Source organism: Novosphingobium sp. G106, from assembly GCF_019075875.1.
In the GTDB taxonomy this organism is placed as follows: Bacteria; Pseudomonadota; Alphaproteobacteria; order Sphingomonadales; family Sphingomonadaceae; genus Novosphingobium.
Genome location: NZ_JAHOOZ010000001.1, coordinates 1,643,033 through 1,664,568 on the forward strand (window position 1 = coordinate 1,643,033; position 21,536 = coordinate 1,664,568).

Here is a 21,536-nt window from a genome sequence, read left to right on the forward strand (position 1 = left end):
GGGGGCTATTCATGACTGTGTCGCGCAAAGCGCTTCTTCTGACGGTTGCGCTGGCCGGCGGCATGCCGCTGGCCGCCGCGGCGCAGCAGCCGCCCTCGCCGCCGACTCGCGAGGAGCTTCAGCCGGTCGCGCCGAAGCAGCCGCGCGACACGGCACCGCGCGTGACGGACGAAAGCAATATCGAGCGCGCGCCCTGCCCGCTGGCCGACCAGCGCTTCTCCGCGGTCACGATCACGATGGCCGAGGCGCAGTTCGACGGGCTCAAGGTCGTCTCGGCCGACGAGCTTCGCCCGGCCTGGGCCGAGTTTGCCGGCCATTCGGTACCCGTCGCCACCGTCTGCGAAATCCGCGACCGCGCGGCGACGATCCTGCGCCGCAAGGGCTACCTCGCCGCGGTCCAGGTGCCGCCGCAGAAGATCGCGGAGAACGGAACGGTCCGCTTCGACGTGATGATGGCCCGGCTCGTGCGCATCCAGGTGCGCGGCAATGCCGGCCGCGCCGAGGGCGTGATCGCCCGCCAACTCGCCAAGATCCAGCAGCAGGAGGTGTTCAACACCTACGACGCCGAGCGCTACCTGCTGCTCGTACAGGACATCCCCGGCTACGATGCGCGCATGACGCTGCGCTCCGCCGGGACGCCAGGCGAAGTCATCGGCGAAGTCTCTGTGCGCTACACCCCGATCGAGATCGAAGCCGCCGTGCAGAACCTCGGCACGTCCGAAGTCGGTCGCTTCGGCGGGCTGATCCGCGCACGGCTCAACGGCCTCACCGGCCTCGCCGACACGACGACGATCGCCTACTTCAACACTTTCGAGTGGAAAGAGCAGCACGTCCTCCAGGCGTCGCACAGCTTCCGCCTGGGCAGCGAAGGCCTGACGCTGGGCGGCGATTTCACTTATGCCTGGACCCGCCCCGAAGTCGGCGCGGGCGATCCCTTCCGCATCAACACGCTGATCGCCACCCTGCGCGCGAGCTATCCTCTGCAGCGCAGCCTGTCCGAAAACATGGTCCTGAACGGCGGCATCGACCTGTCCGACCAGCAGGTAAAATTCGGCACCATCCCGATCAGCGAGGACAAGATCCGCGTGCTTTTTGCACGGCTCGACTACGACCGGATCGACCTCGCCTCGATGAGTTCGATCCGCGGCTATTCCGCGGCCGAGCCGCATTGGCGGGTGGGCGGATCGCTTGAGCTCAGGCAGGGCATTTCCGTGCTCGGCGCGAGCGCGCCCTGCCCCGCCGCCCCGGCGCCGGTCTATGCTGCCTGCCCGCTCCTGCTGCTCTCGCGCGCCGAAGGCGATCCCACGGCCTTCGTCGCCCGCGCCGCGGCCTATGGCGAATATCGGCCGACGCCAAAACTCGCCTTCAGCCTGACCGCACGTGCGCAATATGCCCCGCATCCGCTGCTCGCCTTCGAGGAATTCTCGACCGGCAACTACACGGTCGGCCGCGGCTACGATCCCGGCGCGCTGACCGGCGACAGCGGCCTGGGCATCCAGGCCGAAGTCCGCCTGGGCAGCCTGGTGCCGCACAAGATAACCGCCGTGGCGCTCCAGCCCTTTGCCTTCTTCGACGGCGCACGCGTGTGGAACCAGGACCGGCGTTCGCTCTATCCCAGCGATCCGCAGTCGCTCTATTCGGCGGGCGGTGGCCTGCGCGCGCGCTGGGGCAACCGCGCCCGGCTCGACGCCTATGCGGCCGCGCCGCTCAAGGCGATCTCCTATTTTACCGATCCCGTCAGCCAAAGGGGCCTGACCCGTGTTCAGGGTGACGTCCGCCTGCTCGTTTCGCTGACCGTCAACCTCATCCCCTGGACACGATGATGCAGCACGCCGCCCTCCAACTCCGCACGCCCCGGCGCCTGCTGTCGAGCTGCGCCATGGGCCTCGCTCTCGCGGCGCTCGGCCAGGGCGGCGCAGCCAGCGCACAGGTTGCCGCGATCCAGGGCACAGGCGTCGTCGACAGCGGCATCGCGAACATCGACAACACCGGCGGCACGACCTCCGCGCCGCGCACCAATGTCCAGGTCTTCAGCCCCAATGCCGTGATCAACTGGACGCCGACCGATACGGCTGCGGGGGCAACACCGATCAATTTTCTGCCGGCGGGCGGCCTCGCCTATTTCTACTCGCAGAGCGATCCCAACTTCATCGTCCTGAACCGCGTGCTCCCAGCAACCACGCGGCAGATCGGGCTCAACGGCGAAGTCCGCAGCAATCTTGATATCTCGGGCACGACTTCGCCGGGCGGCAACGTCTGGTTCTACAGCCCGACCGGCTTCGTCGCCGGCACCGGCTCGAAGTTCTCGACCAACGGCCTGATCCTCACCGCCAACGACATTCCCTACACGGCGGGTTCCAGCGCCGGCGGCATCACTTTCGGCCCGAACGGTGAGATCCAGATGACTGCCGCAGCGGGCAGCCAGGCCAACATCACCCTGCTGCCTGGCTCGCTGATCTCGAACACCGGCGCCAACGCCTATACGCTGATCGTCGCGCCGCAGATCGTCCAGGGCGGCACGATCGAGCTCGACGGATCGGTCGGCCTGATCGCGGCCGAAAGCGTCAGCGTACTGATCCAGAACGGCCTGTTCGACATCGACGTCCAGGTCGGCACCACGGTGGCCAATGCCATCACCCATACCGGCTCGACCGGCGCCGGCCCGACCGGCGCGACGCTCGCCGGGCCGCAGCAGGTCGTCATCATGGCGACGCCGGACAGCACCGCCAACACGGCGCTGACCGTGCTGCTCGGCGGCAATCTGGGCGCGACTTCGGTCAATGCCTCGGCGGCCGACCGTTCGGTCATTCTCTCGGGCGGCTACGACTACAAGGGCGCCAGCGGCACAGGTTTCGAGCCCGATCCCGATACGACGACCCCGGTGAACTTCCAGTTCGGCACGACCAACTTCAATGCCGATCTCACCGCGCAGACCACAGGCTCGATCATCGGCAACCCGTCGCGCGGCACGGCGATCAACTTCCTCGGCGATGCCTCGCTGACCGCCGGCACCACGGTAGGCCTGACCGCCGACCTCGACGAGACGATCACCGCCTCGGGCGACCTGTTCATGAAGGCGCCGATCTCGGCGACGATCACGCTGGGCACGACCAATATCGAGCCGGGCGCCGGCACCAATGCGGCCAGGCTGGACGTCGCCGGCGATCTCACGCTGAACGCCGACAACACCGCCCCGCCGCCGACCGCCGCCACGGGCGGCATCGCGAGAATAACGCTCGAGGCAGGCGCGGTCGGCCCGCAGATGACGGTCACGGGGAACACTCTCGTGACCGCCGTGGGGACCGGACAGCAACCCACGGGCGACGGGAATGGCGGCGCTGGCTTCGGCGGAACCGCGGAGATTCTCATAAACAGCGGCACGCTGTCGCTGGGCGCCAACCCTACCCCTACGCCGACACCCGCGCCCTCGCCGCGCAACACCACCCTCCGGGCCGACGGCATCGGCGCCGACGGCCGGGCCGGCAACGGTGGTGCGGGCGCGGGCGGCACCGCGCGGCTGGTCGCCAATGGCGGCATCGTCAACGCGCCCGGCGACCTCACCATTTCCGCCGATGCCGTCGGCGGCGCGGGGATCGACGGCACTTTCAACGGCGACGTCGATAGCTCGGCCGCGGTGGCCCAGCTGGTATCGGCAGGCGCCGGGACCGAAGTCCATACGGGCAGCGTCACGATAAGCGCCGGCGCCCTCGGCAGGGCTGCCGACGTGACGTCGAACACTGCCCAAGCCGGCACGGTCGATGTCCGTGCCGATACGGGCGGCCTGCTCGACATCACCGGCCCGCTCAGCGGCTCGGCCAATGCCAGCTGGACTTTCGTCGGTCCCGGCTCGCCCACTGGCGCGGGCATCACCAAGGCCGGCTCGGTACTGGTGACCGCCGGCGGCGGTTCGCTGAACACCTCGGGCGGAACGCTCAATGCCGACGCGATCGGGCTGGATTCGGCCGGCGCCCAAGGCGACGTCACGGGGGGCGTGGTCACGATCAGCGCCTTCGACGTTCCGGGCAGCGAAGGCTCGGTGACTTTCACCAGCGACGGTATCCTAGCCTCGGCCGTCGGCATCGGCGCCGGGGGTACCTCGGGCGGCAACGGCAGGGGCGGCGCGGTCTCGTTGATTGCCGACGGCGGCGTCATTTCCGCCGGCACGGCGCAAGTCACGGTCACCGCCAGCGGCCGGGCGGGCCAGGTCGCTGGCGCTGGCATTTCGGGAACCGGCGGCTCGTTCACTATGGTGTCGAGGGCAGGCGGAGCCCAGTCAGGCATCGACTTCGGCGATCTCAGCATCGACGTCACCGGCACGGCCGACTACTCCGGGCTCGCCACCGCCGACGGAGCGCTCGGCCAGGGCGGCACCGTCTCGATCACAGCTTCGGGCGGCAGCCTATCGGGCACGACGATCACCGCCGACCTTAGCGGGCGCGGCGGCAATGCCCAGGACGCGCCAACTTCGACCAGCCTCTTCACTGGCGGAACCGGCCAGGGCGGCACGTTCAATCTGCTGATCGACGGCGGTGCGGTCACGCTCACCTCGCTCGACGTAACGGCCAACGGCACCGGCGGCACTGCGATCGATGCAGGCTTCAACAGCTTCGCCGGCAATCCCGGCCAGGGCATCGGCGGCTCTGCGACGATCACCGCGACCGCGGGCTCGTTCTCGGTGCCCAGCCTGTCGCTCAGCGCGAACGGCCAGGGCGGCGCGGCGGGCAGCGGCGGAAGTTTCGGCGTGCCTTCAGCCGCCGGAGCGCCGGGGACCGGCGGCGGCGCCACGATCGATATCGGCGGTGCGAGCTTCACTACGAGCACGATCGCGCTGCACGCCGATGGCATTGGCGGAAACGGCGCGGATGGCCTGCCCGCCGGATCCGGTACCGGCGGGCTCGCCTCGCTGATCGCAACCGATGCGGGCGCCTATTCGCTCGGCGACCTTCTTATCACGGCCAACGGCCAGGCCGGCGACAGCAGCGGGGGAATCTCGCCCGACGACGGTACCGGCACCGGCGGAACCGCGCGTTTCGTCAACCAGGGCACTGCGGGAGCCGCCGTTGGCAGCCGCACGGTCGGCAGCCTGGTGCTCCAGGCCAACGGCAACGGCGGGAATGTCAGCGGCGTACAGGGCGTCAAGGCGGTTGCCGGGTTCGTCCGGTTCTCCGACCTCTCGAGCGGTGCGAATGGGCATGCGAGCTACGCCAGCGTTTCGGCCCAGTCCGTCGGACAAACTGCACCGGCTGGCACCACCGCCCTGATCGAAAGCACGGGCGGCGTGACCGCGATCACCAATGGCTTCAATGTCGACAGCACGGGCGATGTCACGATCTCCGTTACGGGCAATGCGCCAATCAGCGCCGGCGACTTCGTCAGTGTCTTCTCGGATGGCAACATCGCGATCACCCATACCGGCCAGGGCACGCCGCAGTTTGCGACGCTGACCGGAAACAACGTGACCGTCGATGCCGGCCAGAACGTCAGCGCCGGGCCTGGCACGCTCCTTTCGGCCAGCGGCAGCCTGGTCGTGACCGCGCGGACCGGATCCGCAACGCTCGACAGCCTGACGGCGGTGGACAGCCTGGAGGTCCATGCACGGACTGGCGTCGCGCTGAAGAACGCCACGACCACCAGCACCCTTTCCGGCAGCGGACTGATCTACATCACCGCCGGCAACGATCCCGTCGAACTCGTCCCGCCTTTCCAGCCGGCCGACATCACGATCAGCGGCAATGTCAACGCGAGCGGGCAGCTCGACATACACGCCGGACGCGACATCCTCGGCAACGGTACTTCGCTGCTCGAAGGCCAGACCGCTTCGGTGATCGCCGAACGCGACATATCCGGGTCCGATCTCACGATCCGCTCGCGCAGCGATCTGGCATTGGGCGTGGCCGGCAACCTGACCGTCGGGACGCTCGACGTCGCGGGGCTGTTGGACATGGTCAATCCCGCCGGTACAGTCATCCAGCCCGCACAGCTCAACGTCAACGGCAGTCTCGCGGTCGACAACCTGATCCTGCGAGGACCTACACCCGCCCTGGTCCGAGCGACGGGCAACCTGACAATCGGCAGCGCCTTTACCACGGGGCTCGATGTCGCGACACCCAGCGGCGTGCTGACCCTCGGCGGGCTCCAGGCCTATCCGAACGGCCTATCCGGCTTCCTCACCGCCAGCGCTCCGACGATCTCGCTCGCTGAGATCAAGGTGAGTGGAAACATCAACGCCACTGCCACCACGGGGTCGGTCACGACCAGCAACCTCACCGCGGGCGGCGCGATTACACTCACGACCCCGACGGACCTCATCGCGACGAACCTGCTCCAGGGATCTGCTGTCACCGTCACCGCGCCCGGGTCGATGAGCTTCGGCACGGTCAATGTGACCGCTGGCAACTTCAACGCCGCGCCGGGCGGGGCATTGAGCCTGCAGAACGCGACTGTGAGCGGTGCCATCGCGCTCGGCGGCACGTCGGTTACACTCGGAAGCGCCCAGGCGGGCGGCCAGCTGTCGGTCACAACACCGGGCACTTTCACGGCGAACGGCCAAGTCTCCGCCCCTACTGTGCGCGTCAGTTCCAGCGACGTGGTGATCGGCGCAAATGGCAGGATCGGCACTGCGGGCACGACATCGCTGGTCCAGCTGACCAACAACAACGCCGCGCGCCGGACCTATTACGGTGGCGCTGGCAATGCCGCCGGCTACAGCCTCAGCGGCGCCGAGATGGGCCAGATCTATGGCGCGAACATCACGCTGGTCGCGCCGCAGACCGCACAGAGTTCGGCCGCGGTGCCCGACGTGACGATCGGCGACATGACGGTCACCGGCGCACAGCTCGGTGCGCAGGGCGCGCTGACCATCCTGACCCCCGGCCGCGCGCTGATCAACGGCGCGGTGAAGTTCACCGGGCTGACCAATGCCAACACCTTCGGCATCAGCGCCGGCGAACTGATCGCGCTCGACACCCAGGCGGGTGCGGTCGATCTGCGCGGCGCGAACAATGCGCTGGGCGGCCGAATCGATTTCTCGGCCAACACGATCGTCGCTGCATCGAGCGCCGCGCAGACCGCGCTGGCTGGCCTCACCGATCCGGCCGCGATCGACACGGTGCTGGGCAGCAATGACGGCAATCTCAGAGCCGACGGCGTCCTGTCCGCCGATTCGATGCGGTTTTCCGTCTCCAACAGCCTCTACATCCAGAATACAGGCATCAGCACGTTCTTCCCGCTGCGGCGCGGCTTCACGGTCGGCTCGGGCGGCTTTGCCGTGAGCACGCCCGTCGGCCGCACGACGCCGGTGATCGTGATCAACGGTCAGGCGACCACTTCCGCGGGCCTCGGCGCCTTGGGACTCGACGTGATTCCACTGGTCTCGATCAACGGCCAGCCCGCGCCGACGTCCAGCGGCAGCGCGGCGGGCTCGACGATCAACGGCTGCGACTTCACCAAGGCCGACGAGTGCCGCCCGCCGCTGACGCCCGAGCTCACGCTGACGCGCGACCGCGTGCAGAGCCCGGTCGAGGAAAATTCGGACAAGCCTTCGGATCTCGCAGTCGAGCGCCAGTCACTGGTGACGCCGGGCGTCGAACTGCTGGATATCGGACGGTTTAATTACGAACCGTTGATCGACGAGCCGGTCACCGGATCGGGCAATGACGACCTCTGGGTTCCCGGATGCGATGCCAGCAAGGGCAACTGCCCCGCCCCTTGAGTATCGTGCTAGACGTTGAGCAAGTGGCCGAGGACGCGGCACACCGCGATTATGAGGGCAAGCGCGGCCGCAAGGCTCGCCACTTCACCGAGGCGCTGGGAGACCGGCTTGCGCGGCCGCACCGGATAGCCGCAGAAATCGCAGGCCGACGCATCTCCGGCCACCGGCTCTGCGCACTTGGCGCATTCGCTCGTGGCCTTGAAATCCGTCGGTCTCACCATTTCGTTCAAGCAGTGTCACCTTTCGCACATAGCAGAGACGCAAATAGGCTCAGTGAGCGCGATGCGCTAGGGCACCGTCCTCGCCTTCCCCCAGATAGGCATGCAATCCGGCGGCTTGCTCGGCGGTGAACCGGAGGCCGAGCTTGGTGCGACGCCAGAGCACGTCTTCGGCGGTGACCGCCCATTCATTGGCGACCAAGTAATCGACTTCACGCACCGTAAGCCCCAGCCCGAAATCCTGACCCAGATCCTCGGGCGCTTTCGCATCGCCCAACACCTGGCCGATCCGCGTCCCGTAGGCCTGCGCCATGCGCTTTGCGGTGAAGGCATCGAGGAACGGCCAATCGCGGTGGACCTGCGCGAGGAACGTAGTGAAATCCGCCAGATCGCCTCCGGGAAGAGGCCGCGCTTCAGTCAACCCGCGCGCGATGCCCAGCTTCCCGAGCACCTCTTCCGCCAGATGCCGCGCCGTGGTGATCTTGCCGCCGAACACGCTGAGGATCGGCGCGCGGGCCGTATCGAGCTCCAGCCGGTAGTCGCGCGTCACCTTGCTGGCAGAGCTGGTGCCGTCGTCGAACAACGGGCGGATTCCGGCGAAGGAATGGACGATGTCCACCCGTGCCAGCGGCTTGGTCAGATAGAGATTGGCCGCGGCGAGGATGTAATCGGTCTCCGCATCGCAGATCGTATCCTCCTCGGGCCGTTCCACGGTGAAGTCGGTCGTGCCGATCAGGGTGAAGTCTTCGAACCAGGGGATGGCGAAGACGATGCGGCCGTCGGGCTGCTGGAGCAGCCAGGCGTGATCGCCTTCGAGGCACCGGGGCACGACGATGTGGCTGCCCCGCACCAGCCGCACATTGCCGCGCGGGGTGAGATCGACTTCCTGCCGCAGCACCCGGTCGACCCAGGGCCCCGCGGCATTGACGATGGTCCCGGCGCGGACCGATCGCCCGTGCTGGAGCTCCGCCGTCCAGATACCCTTCTCCGCCCGGGCCGAGAAGAACCGCGTCCGCGTCGCGATCTCGGCGCCGTTGGCCTGGGCATCGAGTGCGTTCAGCACCACCAACCGGGCGTCGTCTACCTGTCCGTCCCAATAGGAGAATCCCCGCCCGCTGCCCGGCTTCAACCCGGGATCGTCGATCCGGATCGACCGCGATCGCGGCAGCCCGCCACCGATGGCGAGTAGGTCATAGAGCCAGAGCCCGATGCGCACGATTGGCCAAGGCCGCATCGACGGCGCGTGCGGCAGGCGGAATTCGAGCGGACGGACGATATGCGGCGCCATCCGCAGCATGATCCCGCGCTCCTTCAGCGATTCGTGCACGAGCTTGAACTCGTAGTGCTCAAGATAGCGCAGCCCGCCGTGCATCAACTTGGTCGAGGCCGAGGACGTCGCCTGGGCGAGATCCCCCTGCTCGACCAGCAGCACGCGCTGGCCGGCCGGCGCCGCAGCGCGGGCGATGGCGGTGCCGTTCACACCGCCGCCGATGATCAGCAGGTCGACGGTGTCAGTCATGGTTCGGTAGCAGCGTCCTGCGCAGGGCATCGCGCCAGCCGGCGAGCAGCGGCGCGCGGGCTTCGTCGCTCATCGCGGGGCTGAAGCGGCGGTCGCGGGCCCAGAGCGAAGACAGCTCGTCGAGATCGCGCCACAAGCCCACGGCCAGTCCGGCGAGCAGCGCAGCGCCGAGTGCCGTGGTCTCGACGACCTCGGGCCGATCCACCGGGGCGCCGGTCACGTCGGCGAGGAATTGGCATAGCCAGTCATTCGCCGCCATGCCGCCGTCGACGCGGAGCGCGGCGAGCGCACCCGCGCCGTCGGCGACCATTGCTTCCACGAGGTCGTTGGTCTGATAGGCGACCGATTCCAGCGCCGCCCGCGCCAGATGCGCCGCGGTGGAATCGAGCGTCAGCCCGCAGATCAGCCCCCGCGCCTCGGGATCCCAGTGCGGCGCGCCGAGCCCGACGAAGCCCGGCACCATGTAGACGCCGTGATTGCCCGAGACGGCCGTTGCCATGTCGTTGGTCTGCGAGGCGTGGGTGATCACGCCAATGCCGTCGCGCAGCCACTTGATCGCTGCGCCCGCGACGAAGATCGAACCTTCAAGCGCATAGGCGGTCTTGCCGTTGAGCCGATAGGCCGGCGTCGTCAGCAGGCGGTTGTGCGAGGTCACCGCCTCGCCCGTGTTGAGCAGCATGAAGCAGCCCGTGCCGTAGGTCGCCTTGGCCATGCCCGGCGCGAAGCAGCCCTGGCCGAACAGCGCCGCCTGCTGGTCCCCCGCCATGCCGGCAATCGGGATTGCGGCGGCGAACAGGCCCTCGGCGGTATGGCCGAACAGGCCGCTGTTGTCCTTGACCTCGGGCAGTAGCGCGGCGGGGACGCGCAGCAGTGCGAGCAGGTCCTCGTCCCAGCGCTGGGCGTGGATATCGAACAGCATCGTGCGGCCGGCATTGGTCGGGTCGGTTGCATGGACCGCGCCGCCGGTCAGCCGCCAGAGCAGGAAGCTGTCGACCGTGCCGAAAGCCAGCTCGCCCTTTTCGGCACGTGCACGGGCGTCGGGGACATTGTCGAGGATCCAGGCGAGTTTGGTGCCCGAGAAATAGGGGTCGATCAGCAGGCCTGTCCTGGCGCGGACCAGGGGTTCCGCACCGTCGGCACGCAGGCGTTCGCAGACGTCGGCAGTGCGGCGGTCCTGCCAGACGATCGCGCGGTGGATCGCCTCGCCCGTGGCTCGGTCCCAGACCACCACGGTCTCGCGCTGGTTGGTGATGCCGATCGCGGCGATATCCGCGGCGCCGAGGCCCGCGCCTTCGAGCGCCTCATGCATCACCGCCAGCGTATCGCGCCAGATGTCCTCGGGATCGTGCTCGACCCAGCCGCGCTCGGGATAGTGCTGCGCGAATTCGCGCTGGGCGACCGCGACCGGGCGTGCCGCGGCGTCGAACACGATCGCGCGGCTCGATGTCGTGCCCTGGTCGATCGCCAGGATGTGAGTTGCGCCTTGGGTCATGACTCAGGCCGGAATGGTAAGCTCGGAGACGAAAGCGTAGGTATCGCCGCGGCAATAGGACTTGGTCACTTCGATCAGCCGGCCACCGGCATCGAAAGTCCGCCGCTCGACGAGAAGCCCCGGCGAGCCGATCTCTACCTCGAGCATCGCCGAGAACGCCTCATCGAAAATGATCGCCTGCAGGCGCTGCCAGGCCCGCGCCGGGCGGACGCCGTTGGCCTTCATCGCTTCATAGAGCGAATCCTCGACCGCATCGACCGCGGCCAGGCATTCGGCCGGAACCACCGTATGCTCGACCACCATCGGTACTTCGTCGGCATAGCGGATGCGGTTCAGCCGGAACAGCGGCATGCCAGGCAGAAAGCCCAGCGAGAAGGTATCGTCCGCGGTCGCGTCGCTGCACGAGCGGTCGAGCCAGTGGCTGCGCGGGGCGCCGCCGCGCGCCATCACGTCGGCGGTGAACGAGCTAAGCATGGAAAAGTCGTGCTGGAGCCGCTCGGTGACGACGGTGCCCGAGCCGCGACGACGCTCGATCAGGCCTTCCTGCTCGAGCCCGTCGAGAGCCTTGCGCACGGTGATGCGCGAGACGCCCAGAACCTTGGCGATATCGCGCTCCGGCGGAAGGAAGTCGGAAGCCTGAAGCTTCTCGCGCACCATCAGATCGCGCAGCGCGCGCTGCAGCTGGACATAGAGCGGTGAGGCGCCCTCCTCGTCGAGCGGAGGGATACTCAGAAGCATCGACATGGTCGCTGGGGCCTCCTCACCGTTTTCTCTTTTGGTGAGAGTATCATCACTTCGGCAAAGTCCCACGAATAAGTCTTGGTCCATCGCGCGGTCAGACGTTCAGCCGCCCGTGGTCGATCCGCGGCAGCACATAGCGGCTGAACATGTCGCACTCGCGCAGATGCGGGTAGCCCGACAGGATGAAGGCCTCGATCCCCGCCTCGCGATAGGCCTCGAGCTTGGCCAGGACCTGGTCGGGATCGCCGACGATGGCCGCGCCGCAGCCCGAGCGGGCCCTACCGATACCGGTCCAAAGGTTATCCTCGACATAGCCGTCGTTCCCGGCGTTCTCGCGCAGTTCGGCCTGGCGGGCGACGCCGGCGCTGGTCGCATCGAGCGACTTGGCGCGGATCGCCGCGCCCTGCGCCGCATCGAGCTTCGACAGCAGACGTGTGGCATAGTCGCGCGCCTCGGCCTCGGTCTCGCGGACGATGACGTGGGTGCGGTAGCCGAACTTGAGCTTGCGCCCGCGCCTGGCCGCACGCTCGGTCATATCGGCGATGATCGCCTTCACTGCGGGCATGGTGTCGGGCCACATCAGGTAGACGTCGCAGCCCTCGGCCGCCGCCTCGCGCGCGTCCTCGCTGAGCCCGCCGAAATAGAGCGGCGGACACTTGCGCGATAGGGTCTTCATCCGCGGCGGGTCGAGGTCCAGCTGCCAGTGCTCGCCCTGATGCGACAGGTGTTCGCCATTGAGCAGTGTCTTGAGGATTTTCATCGCCTCGACCGTCCGGCCATAGCGCGGCGCGCTCGCCATCGTCTCTCCGGGCAAGTCCGAAGATATGATGTTAACCGTCAGCCGGCCGCCGAGAATGTGATCGAGCGTGGCGATCTGGCGCGCCAGCTGCGGCGGCCAAGTCTCGCCGACGCGTACCGCCATCAGCAGGCGGATGCGGCTGGTCAGCGTTGCGATGGCGGCGGCGAAAGCGGTCGTGTCCAGACCCAAGGCATAGCCCGAAGGGAGCAGGATATTGTCGAACCCGCCCTTCTCGGCGGCCAGCACGATATTGCGGCAATGCTCCCAGCTCGAGGCCAGCATCGGATCGGGCTGGCCGAGAAATTCGTAATCGTCGTCACAAAGCGCCGAGAACCAGCTGATTTCGCAAGGGTTTGTCATGGCAACGGTTCCTCCCTCGATGCAATCAGGACCTTGTACCAGTCGGCCCGCGTCCAGCGGACCTTGAGCGCGTCGGCGGCCTCGGCGATGCGCGCCACCTGCTGCGAACCGACGATGGGAATGGCGCCCGCAGGGTGGGCCATCAGCCAGCTATAGGCGGCGGCCGTGCGGCTGACGCCCTGGGCCTCGGCCACGGCATCGAGCGCCTGCGCCACGCCGTGCTCGCGATGGCTGCTGGGCTGCGCGATCCGCCCCTGCCCGAGCGGCGACCAGGCAAGCACGGCGGCGCCGAGCGTCATCGCCGTGTCGAGCAGGCCGTTTTCGATCGGCTCGAGCTGGAGCGCGGAGAACTCGGGCTGGATGCTCGCCAGCGGCACGGTCAGGTAACGGGCCAGGGCCGCGGTCTGCGCCGGGGTGAAATTGGACACGCCGACCGCGCCGACCTTGCCACTTTTCACGGCGTCCTCGAGCGTACGAGCCAGTTCCTGCGGGTGCGTCAGGATATCGGGGCGGTGGATCTGCCAGAGATCGATGTGATCGACGCCCATCCGCGCCAACGAGGCCTCGATCGCCTCGGCGACATAGGCGCTGCTCGAGTCGTAGGGCGTTCCGATGACGATGCCGCCCTTGCTGGCGAGCACCATGCGCCCGCGCAACGCCGGCGCTTCGGCCAGAACGCGACCCAGCAGAAGCTCGGCCGCTCCGAACGGCTCGCCGTTGTCGGGGCCATAGATGTCGGCCGTGTCGAGAAGGGTGATACCGGTATCCAGCGCGGCTTCCACCAGCGCACGGGCAGCGGAAACGTCGCTTCCCTTGAAGCGCCACATCCCCCAGGCCAGGGGACTGATCTCCAGGCCATAGGGCCCGAGACGCCGCGTCTGCGGCGGCAATGGCAAGTGTCGGGCTTCGGACATCGCTGGCTCCCGGCCTTATGATAGCGTTGTCTTATTTGGCGCCCAATTCGGGCAGCCGTCAAGCCTTTCGCACCTCCGCGGTCGATTTGCGCACGACCAGCTCGTGCTCCAGACGCTGGTGAACCGCCGCTTCGCCTTCGGAGAAAAGCAGCGCCGCAGCCGCTACCGCCATCTCGCGAACCGGCTGGCGGATCGTCGTCAAAGGCGGCCAGACCAGGCTGGCCAAGGCCGTGTCGTCGAAGCCCGCAACCGAGAGATCACGCGGCACGTCGAGCCCGATACCATGGGCGTGCGCCAGCACGCCGGCAGCCATATCGTCGTTGCTCGCGAAGATCGCCGTGGGGGGCGTCGGCATGGCCAGGAACGCCTCCGCCGCCGCCATGCCCGAAGCGAAATCGAACTCGCCCGGCAGGACCAGCGCGGGCTCGTAAGTGATGCCGGCACGGTCGAGCGCCTTGCGGTAGCCGAAGTGACGCTGGTCACTCGCCATATGGCTCGAATGGCCGAGCACGAAGCCGATTCGCAGGTGGCCGAGACCGATCAGATAGGTCGTCATGTCGTCGGCGGCCTGAACGTCGTCCATATAGACCGACGAAGTGATTGCGTGGTTCGTACCCGGGGAAATCCTTACGAAACGGACGTTTCGGCGCTCAAGTTCGGCCAGGGCAAGCGGTGCGTCGGTCACCGGGGAAGACAGAATCACGCCGTCGACATGGGTTTCGTCGATCAGCCCGCCGATCTCGTCGGCCAGCGATTCCGAGGCGACATCCACCGGCTGGGCCAGCATCCTGACACCCTCCTGGCGGCATCGCGCCCAGACGCCGTCCTGGATCTGGTGGATGTAATGGGGGCTGTGATTGTCGTAGATCAGTGCGATCTGGAACGAACGATGCCCGGCTAGGGTCCGTGCCGCGAGGCTGGGGCTGAACCGCAGCGCAGCCATCGCTTCCTCGACCTTTTTTCGCGTATCATCGCGGACATAGCGCTCCTTGTTGAGGACGCGCGATACCGTCTTTATCGAAACCCCCGCTACCCGGGAAACGTCCTTGATCGTCACGCGCATGGGCTTCCGGCTAACACGGAAAGCGATTGGAACCAAATGTGGCGCGCAGGCCACGCCCCGAGCCTATTGCCGGCGAAATCGCGAGTCCTCTTGCGTTCGCATCCGGTTTTTGCGACAAGCATATTTCAGACATCGTTGTCATAACGGCGAGCAGGGCTAGTGGCGAGAGAGATCAGATACGGGCTGGTTGGTTCCGGCATGATGGGCGTCGAGCACATCAACAACCTGAAGATCACCCCTGGCGCGGTCGTCACCGCCCTCGCCGATCCTGTCGCAACCTCGCTCGGCTGGGCTAGGGACGCGCTGGGCGACGCCGCCACCGATGTAGCGACTTTCGCCGATTCGGCGGCGCTCGCTGCCTCGGGCCTGGTCGACGCGGTGATCGTCGCGAGCCCCAACTACACCCATCGCACCGTGCTCGAACCGTTGTTCGATGCGGGCCTCAACATCCTCTGCGAAAAGCCGATCGCCACGACGATCGACGACGCGCGCTGGATTGCCGAACGCGCCGAGGCCTCGCCCGGCCTGTTCTGGACCGCGATGGAATACCGCTACATGCCGCCCGCGGCGGAATTCATCCGCCAGGTCCACAGCGGCCGTATCGGCAACCTGCGGATGCTGTCGATCCGCGAGCACCGCTTCCCGTTCCTCGTCAAGGTGAACGACTGGAACCGCTTCGCCGCCAACACCGGCGGCACCATGGTCGAGAAGTGCTGTCACTTCTTCGACCTGATGCGGCTGATCGTCCGGTCGGAAGCCGTCCGCGTCTATTGCTCGGGTGCGATGGACGTGAACCACCTCGACGAGCGCTATGACGGCAAGCGGCCCGACATCATCGACAACAGCTTCACCACGGTCGATTTCGCCAATGGCGTGCGCGCCATGCTCGATCTCTCGATGTTCGCCGACGGCGCCGAGAACCAGGAGGAGATTACCGCCACCGGCGATCAGGCCCGGCTCGACGTGCTGATTCCCTCGGGCGAACTCGTGTTCAGCCCGCGCACCGGCTTCGGCAATCCCAAGCGGGTCGAGCGCAGCCATGTGGAAGTCGACGAGACCGCGCTGAAGGCCGGCAGCCATCACGGTTCGACCTTCTACGAGCATCAGAACTTCAACCGCGCGATCCGCGAGGGCCTGCCGGCGGAAGTAACCGCGCGCGATGGACTGATGGCGGTCGCCATCGGCGTCGCGGCAGAGATCAGCGCGCGCGAGAAGCGCGTCGTCGAAATGAGCGAACTGGGTTTCTAAGTCGGACAAAGCCAAGATTTGGCACCGCAATACCGCTAAAGCGGAACATGCAACGGAGGGAGGACACTATGAAACGCGTTTTGACGGCAACGACGGCGTTGACCTTGGCCGCGCTGGCGGTTGATCCAGCCTTTGCCCAGGATACGCCGGCGGCGGACGCCGATACCGGCGGCTATGGCGAGATCATCGTCACCGCGCAGAAGCGCGAGGAGAACCTGCAGAAGGTGCCCGCGGCGGTCAGCGTCGTCAGCGCCGCGCAGCTCGATGCGCGCGGCGTGGTCAATCTGACCTCGCTCCAGCAGCTCGTGCCCAGCCTGAACTTCAAGGACAGCGCGACGACGATCGATTCGTCGGTGTTCCTGCGCGGCGTCGGCACGATCAACTTCTCGATCGCCGCTGAGCCCAGCGTCGGCTTCGTCGTCGACGGCGTGACCTATGCCCGCTCGGGCGAAGCCTTCGGCGATCTCTATGACATCGAACGGATCGAAGTCCTGCGTGGGCCGCAAGGCACGCTTTTCGGCAAGAACGCTTCGGCCGGCGTGATCAACGTGGTGACCAAACGCCCCGGCAACGAGTTCGGCGGTTACATCGAAGGCACCGCGACGACCGACGACGAGTACAAGATCCGCGGCGCGATCGACGTGCCAATGGGCGAAGGCATCGCGGCCCGCATCACCGGCAACTACGGCCGCTGGGACGGCAACGTCCGCAACATCACGCTGAACAAGCAGGTCAACGGCTATGAGCGTTGGGGCATCCGCGGGCTGGTCGAGGCCAAGCCCAGCGACGCACTGACGCTCACCCTGATCGGCGACTACCGCAAGAACAACAGCGAGTGCTGCGCCGAAGTGATCGGCACGGTGCCCGGCAATGGCCTTGCGGCATCGCTGGCCGGGGTCACACTCGCGGGCGACGAGACCCGCCAGATCCGCCAGAACACGCTGACCCGCACCAAGGAAACCAGCTGGGGCCTGTCGCTCCAGGCCGATCTCGACGTCGGCGGCGCGGGCACGCTGACCTCGATCACTGCCTATCGCAAATACCGCAACTTCGGCATCCGCGACGGCGACTTCATCGACACCGTCTATGCCAATGTCGGCGCAGTCACGGGCGGCAACCAGCTCGACGACTATGGCCCGCAGCCGTCGAAGACCTTCACCCAGGAACTGCGCCTGTCTTCGCCCGGCGGCCAGAAGCTCGAGTACGTCTTCGGCGCGTTCTATTACAACGCCAAGCAGCAGCGCACGTTCGAGCGCGACGACATCGTCTGCTCGGCCACGACGCTGCCTGCGGTCGCGCCGGGCCTGTTCCCCTGCGCCGCCGGCTCCTCGACACTGCGCTTCCCAAGCGCGGTCGGCACTTTCGGCTCGACGATCGAGAACTACGCCGCTTACGGCAATCTGACCTACAACCTCACCGACGCCTTCCGCCTGATCGCCGGGGCACGCTATACGCACGACAATGTCAGTGCGTTCAACCGCCGCACCCCGGCCAGCAACGGCGGCGGTCCCGGCCTCGCCAATCCGGGCGCGAACTACAACCTGAAGACCAGCAACGACGATTTCTCGTTCAAGGCCGGCGCGCAGTACGACGTGCTCGACAACCTCATGGCCTATGCGACCTACAGCCAAGGCTACAAAGGCCCCGCGTTCAACGTCTTCTTCAACCAGAACGACGGCCAGCTCGCGCCGATCGCGGCCGAAACCGCCGACGCCTACGAAGCCGGCGCCAAGTTCAAGACCCACGACGGCAGCTTCACGCTCAACACCGCGCTGTTCTACGCCAAGTACGACAACTTCCAGGCCAACAGCTTCGTCGTGCTCAACGGCTCAACCGTCACGCAGCTGACCAATGCCGGCAAGGTCTCCACGCGCGGCGTCGAGATCGAGACGGTGATCAGACCTGTCCGCAATTTCACGGTCAATGCCGGGCTGTCCTATACGGACGCGCATATCGACAAGTTCAACGTCCCGGCAGGCACGACGGGCAGCACCCGTGCAGGCGAGCGACTGCCGCTGGCGCCCGAGTGGAAGGGCAATATCGGCGCCACCTGGAAGATCGAGACCGGCGGCTTCGCCGATATCGAGATCGGCAGCCAGGTCTCGCTGACCAGCGACCAGGTTTCGTCCCTGCAAGCCGCCGATACCCCGGCCAACGCGGCGACCCGGCGCGCAATAACCATCGACGGCTACTACATCGTCGATGCCAACATCGCTTTCGTCGACCCGAAAGGCGTCTGGCGGGTGAACTTCTTCGGCCGCAACCTGACCGACGAGAGCTATGCCACGCTGATCACATCTGGTGGCCCCGGCAACGCCTACCGCTACCTGCTGCCGCGCGACGTCGATCGCTATTTCGGGGTCCAGCTGCGGCTCAACTATTGAGGCCAGACATGGAATATTCCCAGCAATCCCGCCAGTTCGCGCAGCAGGGCTATGCCGTGTTCCCCGGCGCGCTGGCGGGCGAGGCGCTGGCGCTGCTCCGCGCCGAATGCGACGCCTTCGTCGCGCGCGAGGATGCGCGGATGGACGCCGCAGGGGTCGATACGATCGACATCAGTCACCGCGGCAAGCGCTATTTCGCCAACGAATGCCAGCGCGTCGTTCCTGCACTGCGCAGCGTGCTATTCGGCCGGGCGATGGCCGACGTCTGCCGCGCCACGCTGGGGAGCACGGCCTATTTCTTCTTCGACCAATATGTCGTGAAAGGCCCCGAAGGCGGCCTGCCTTTCGCCTGGCACCAGGATTCGGGCTATGTCGTCGGCAACGGCGGCCCGCCCGAACACGCACCCTATCTCACCTGCTGGTGCCCGCTCGACGATTCGAACGAGGAGAACGGCACGGTCCGTCTGATCCCGGGCAGCCACCGCGGCGGCATCGTGCCGCACGATCGCCAGGCCGGGACCAACGACCTGGTCGGCGCGCCGGCCTCGTCCGAAGGCATCGTCGTCGAAGCCAAGGCGGGCGACGTCGTCGCCTTCTCCAGCCTGACGCTGCATGCCACCGGGGCCAACCGATCGACCCGGCCCCGCCGCGTCTATCTCGCGCAATATACCCCAGAGGCCATGCTCAATCCCGGCACCAAGCAATTGCGCCGCAACGCCATCCTGCTGCTGCAGGACGGCCAGCAAATGACCTTCGGCTGAGTCGGTGGTCATCTCTCCAGCCCGCCGCAACGCCCTTTTCGTCCTCGCGCTCAGCGCCACGATCCTGAACCTGGTCGATCGCCAGATCATCGCAGTGCTCAAGCCGATGATCGAGACCGACCTGAACTGGAGCGACAACGATTATGGCACGCTGGCGGCCTGGTTCCAGGGATCGGCGGCGGTGGCCTTCCTGTTCACCGGCTGGATCGTCGATCGGGTCGGGGTGAAATGGGCCAACCCGCTGGGGGTCACCTTGTGGAGCGTGGCGGCGATGGCCCATGCCGCCGCGGTCAGTTTCTTCCAGTTCGTCTTCTGCCGCATCGCGCTGGGCGCAACCGAGGCGATGGGCACGCCGGCCGCGATCAAGACGATCGCCGCGATCTTCCCACCCGAGCGCCGCTCGACGGGCTATGGCCTGCTCAACATGGTCGGCAGCCTGGGCGCGATCGTCACGCCACTGATCATCCCGCTGCTCGCGGCCGAATGGGGATGGCGCGCGGCCTTTCTGCTCGGCGGCGCGCTCGGGCTCGTCTGGACGCTCCTTTGGCTGGTCACCGTGCGCGGCATCGATTTCAGCGGCGGTTTCGACGCCGACGCCAAGCCCGCCCTGATCTCCGCGCCCGGATCGGTCCTGACCGAACGCCGCACCTGGGCGATCGCGGCGGCCAAGTTCCTCTCAGACGCCACCTGGTGGCTGATGCTGTTCTGGATGCCCGACTTTTTCCATCGCAGCTTCGGCCTCGAAGGCATCGCGCTGGGGCCGCCCCTGGCCTTTGCCTATAGCTGCAGCGCGCTGGGCGCGCTGATCGCGGGCACCACGGCCACGCGCCTGCTCGCCCGCGGCGTCAGCATCGAGCGAGTGCGCAAGGGTTCGCTGCTCGTAGCTGCACTTTGCGCCGTGCCCCTGCCCTTCGCCGACTACGTCCACGATTACTGGCTCGCCGTTGCGCTGATCGGCTTGGTCATGGGCGCCCACCAGGCTTTTTCGTCAAGCCTGTTCGCGCTGATCGCCGATGTCTCGCCACCCGCCAAGGTCGGCCGCGTGACCAGCTTCGGCGCTTTCGCCGGCAACGTGGGCGGCATGGTCATCGCCAAGGTCGCCGGGCTCGTGCTCGCCGCAGGGCTCGGTTACCTGCCGCTCTTCGTCTTCGCCGGCTTTTCCTACCTCATGGCCGTCGGCGCGATCCAACTGCTGCTGCCGCGTCTGCCGCTCGACGGCATGGGGGTACGCGGGACGCAGCCCGCCGGCCACTGAAAGACCTTCTTCGCACCATGGCAAAAACGCACCCCATCGCAGCCGATCTCTACGGCGACCTGCTCGACTACGAAGCGCCTGCGCCACCAGGCCGGCTCCGCGCGCATTTTCCGGGGCTGCTGGTCGCCGGCGTCGCCGCCCTGGCAGCCAGCTACCTGTCCGAGCACTATGGCGCACCTCTGATGCTGATGGGCCTGCTGCTGGGCCTCGCCCTGAACTTCGTCAATGTCGTGCCGCAGCTCCATCCGGGACTCAATTTCGCCTCCAAGACGCTGTTGCGCTGGGGAATCGTGCTGCTGGGAACCCAGATCACGCTGTCGCAGATCGCCGGCCTCGGGATCTCCGGCCTCGGTGCCGTGGCGGCGATCATCGCGCTGGTCACGCTGACCGGACTGGTCGTCGCGCGCGCGCTCAAGCTCGAGCCTTGGCTCGGCCTACTCGCCGGCGGCGCGGTCGCGATCTGCGGTGCCTCGGCGGCGCTCGCCTTGTCGGCCCTGCTCGGCGAACGGCGAGTCAGCCATGCGCAACTGACGCTGGTTCTCGTCTGCGTTGCCGGGGCCAGCGCCTTCGCGATGTCGACCTATCCACAACTGGCCCATGTACTGGCGCTCAGCGACCGCCAGGCCGGCTTTCTCATGGGCGCGTCGATCCACGACGTCGCCCAGGCGCTCGGCGCCGGCTACAGCTTCTCGCCCGAAGCCGGCGAGATGGCGACGATCGTCAAGCTGACGCGTGTCGCCCTGCTCGCGCCGACCCTGGCAGCGATCTCGTTGTTTCTGGCGCGGGAAGAGGGGGAAAAGGGCGGACGGATCACGGTGCCCTGGTTCGTCGGCGGTTTCTTCGCCCTGGCGGCGCTGTGCTCCTACTGGCCGCAGCCTGTCATCGTCACCGCAACCGCGTCGCATGTCGCCAGCGGCATGCTGCTGCTGGCAGTCGTGGCGACGGGAATCGGATCGCCGATGCAACTGCTGCTCGATCAGGGGTGGCGGACGTCGATGCCTGTCCTCACGGCGACCCTTGTCTCGTTCTGCCTCGCGCTGGCGGGGGCGCTCTTCCTGTTCTAGGGTATGT

General features: G+C 67.1%; 14 protein-coding genes. 7 read left to right on the forward strand and 7 right to left on the reverse strand.

Annotated features, from left to right (window positions below; genetic code table 11):
• Positions 1-11: 11 nt before the first annotated feature.
• Together KRR38_RS07810 and KRR38_RS07815 are read left to right on the forward strand one after the other, a co-directional pair.
• Complete coding sequence (locus tag KRR38_RS07810) at positions 12-1,823, forward strand: ShlB/FhaC/HecB family hemolysin secretion/activation protein (protein WP_217400306.1); 1,812 nt, start codon at positions 12-14, stop codon at positions 1,821-1,823.
• The gene (locus tag KRR38_RS07815) at positions 1,823-7,711 is read left to right on the forward strand and encodes a hypothetical protein (RefSeq protein WP_217400308.1); all 5,889 of its coding nucleotides are present in this window, start codon (positions 1,823-1,825) and stop codon (positions 7,709-7,711) included. The genes KRR38_RS07810 and KRR38_RS07815 overlap by 1 nt, the downstream gene beginning before the upstream one ends.
• Positions 7,712-7,719: 8 nt before the next feature.
• On the opposite strand, the gene KRR38_RS07820 is transcribed toward KRR38_RS07815, so the two are convergent.
• From KRR38_RS07820 to KRR38_RS07850, 7 genes are all read right to left on the reverse strand, one after another.
• Positions 7,720-7,941 (reverse strand): hypothetical protein, encoded by a 222-nt coding sequence (locus KRR38_RS07820; RefSeq protein ID WP_217400310.1) that lies wholly within the window; start codon positions 7,939-7,941, stop codon positions 7,720-7,722.
• Between the two features lie 40 nt (positions 7,942-7,981).
• The gene (gene glpD / locus KRR38_RS07825) at positions 7,982-9,448 is read right to left on the reverse strand and encodes a glycerol-3-phosphate dehydrogenase (RefSeq protein ID WP_217400312.1); all 1,467 of its coding nucleotides are present in this window, start codon (positions 9,446-9,448) and stop codon (positions 7,982-7,984) included.
• Positions 9,441-10,940, reverse strand: coding sequence for a glycerol kinase GlpK (glpK, locus tag KRR38_RS07830; protein WP_217400314.1), 1,500 nt, complete (start codon positions 10,938-10,940; stop codon positions 9,441-9,443). Before glpK ends, glpD begins: the two co-directional genes overlap by 8 nt.
• A gap of 3 nt (positions 10,941-10,943) precedes the next feature.
• Positions 10,944-11,684, reverse strand: a complete 741-nt coding sequence (locus KRR38_RS07835; protein ID WP_254514681.1) for a GntR family transcriptional regulator — start codon at positions 11,682-11,684, stop codon at positions 10,944-10,946.
• A 91-nt stretch (positions 11,685-11,775) separates the two neighbouring features.
• Complete coding sequence (locus KRR38_RS07840) at positions 11,776-12,840, reverse strand: LLM class flavin-dependent oxidoreductase (protein WP_217400316.1); 1,065 nt, start codon at positions 12,838-12,840, stop codon at positions 11,776-11,778.
• The gene (locus KRR38_RS07845; protein ID WP_254514682.1) at positions 12,837-13,754 is read right to left on the reverse strand and encodes an aldo/keto reductase family oxidoreductase; all 918 of its coding nucleotides are present in this window, start codon (positions 13,752-13,754) and stop codon (positions 12,837-12,839) included. Before KRR38_RS07845 ends, KRR38_RS07840 begins: the two co-directional genes overlap by 4 nt.
• A 58-nt stretch (positions 13,755-13,812) precedes the next feature.
• On the reverse strand, positions 13,813-14,817 hold the full coding sequence (locus KRR38_RS07850) for a LacI family DNA-binding transcriptional regulator (protein ID WP_217400318.1): 1,005 nt from the start codon (positions 14,815-14,817) through the stop codon (positions 13,813-13,815).
• A 171-nt stretch (positions 14,818-14,988) separates the two neighbouring features.
• Between KRR38_RS07850 and KRR38_RS07855 the strand changes: the two genes are divergently transcribed.
• The 5 genes from KRR38_RS07855 (at position 14,989) to KRR38_RS07875 (ending at position 21,529) form a co-directional block, all read left to right on the forward strand.
• Positions 14,989-16,065, forward strand: a complete 1,077-nt coding sequence (locus KRR38_RS07855; protein ID WP_217407154.1) for a Gfo/Idh/MocA family protein — start codon at positions 14,989-14,991, stop codon at positions 16,063-16,065.
• Positions 16,066-16,133: 68 nt separating this feature from the next.
• Positions 16,134-18,449, forward strand: coding sequence for a TonB-dependent receptor (locus KRR38_RS07860; protein WP_217400320.1), 2,316 nt, complete (start codon positions 16,134-16,136; stop codon positions 18,447-18,449).
• Between the two features lie 8 nt (positions 18,450-18,457).
• Positions 18,458-19,210 carry a phytanoyl-CoA dioxygenase family protein gene (locus KRR38_RS07865; protein ID WP_217400322.1) on the forward strand — a complete coding sequence of 251 codons (753 nt, stop codon included), beginning with the start codon at positions 18,458-18,460 and terminating at the stop codon, positions 19,208-19,210.
• Positions 19,211-19,214: 4 nt separating this feature from the next.
• On the forward strand, positions 19,215-20,465 hold the full coding sequence (locus tag KRR38_RS07870; RefSeq protein ID WP_217400324.1) for an MFS transporter: 1,251 nt from the start codon (positions 19,215-19,217) through the stop codon (positions 20,463-20,465).
• A gap of 17 nt (positions 20,466-20,482) precedes the next feature.
• Positions 20,483-21,529, forward strand: coding sequence for a YeiH family protein (locus KRR38_RS07875; protein WP_217400326.1), 1,047 nt, complete (start codon positions 20,483-20,485; stop codon positions 21,527-21,529).
• The last annotated feature ends 7 nt before the right edge of the window (positions 21,530-21,536 follow it).

What these genes read in the sequence shown, in the direction of transcription:
- KRR38_RS07810 (WP_217400306.1), top strand. Translation starts at nt 12, where the DNA reads ATGACTGTGTCGCGCAAAGCGCTTCTTCTGACGGTTGCGCTGGCCGGC.
- KRR38_RS07815 (WP_217400308.1), top strand. Translation starts at nt 1,823, where the DNA reads ATGCAGCACGCCGCCCTCCAACTCCGCACGCCCCGGCGCCTGCTGTCG.
- glpD (WP_217400312.1), bottom strand. Translation starts at nt 9,448, where the DNA reads ATGACTGACACCGTCGACCTGCTGATCATCGGCGGCGGTGTGAACGGC.
- glpK (WP_217400314.1), bottom strand. Translation starts at nt 10,940, where the DNA reads ATGACCCAAGGCGCAACTCACATCCTGGCGATCGACCAGGGCACGACA.
- KRR38_RS07835 (WP_254514681.1), bottom strand. Translation starts at nt 11,684, where the DNA reads ATGTCGATGCTTCTGAGTATCCCTCCGCTCGACGAGGAGGGCGCCTCA.
- KRR38_RS07840 (WP_217400316.1), bottom strand. Translation starts at nt 12,840, where the DNA reads ATGACAAACCCTTGCGAAATCAGCTGGTTCTCGGCGCTTTGTGACGAC.
- KRR38_RS07845 (WP_254514682.1), bottom strand. Translation starts at nt 13,754, where the DNA reads ATGTCCGAAGCCCGACACTTGCCATTGCCGCCGCAGACGCGGCGTCTC.
- KRR38_RS07850 (WP_217400318.1), bottom strand. Translation starts at nt 14,817, where the DNA reads ATGCGCGTGACGATCAAGGACGTTTCCCGGGTAGCGGGGGTTTCGATA.
- KRR38_RS07860 (WP_217400320.1), top strand. Translation starts at nt 16,134, where the DNA reads ATGAAACGCGTTTTGACGGCAACGACGGCGTTGACCTTGGCCGCGCTG.
- KRR38_RS07865 (WP_217400322.1), top strand. Translation starts at nt 18,458, where the DNA reads ATGGAATATTCCCAGCAATCCCGCCAGTTCGCGCAGCAGGGCTATGCC.
- KRR38_RS07875 (WP_217400326.1), top strand. Translation starts at nt 20,483, where the DNA reads ATGGCAAAAACGCACCCCATCGCAGCCGATCTCTACGGCGACCTGCTC.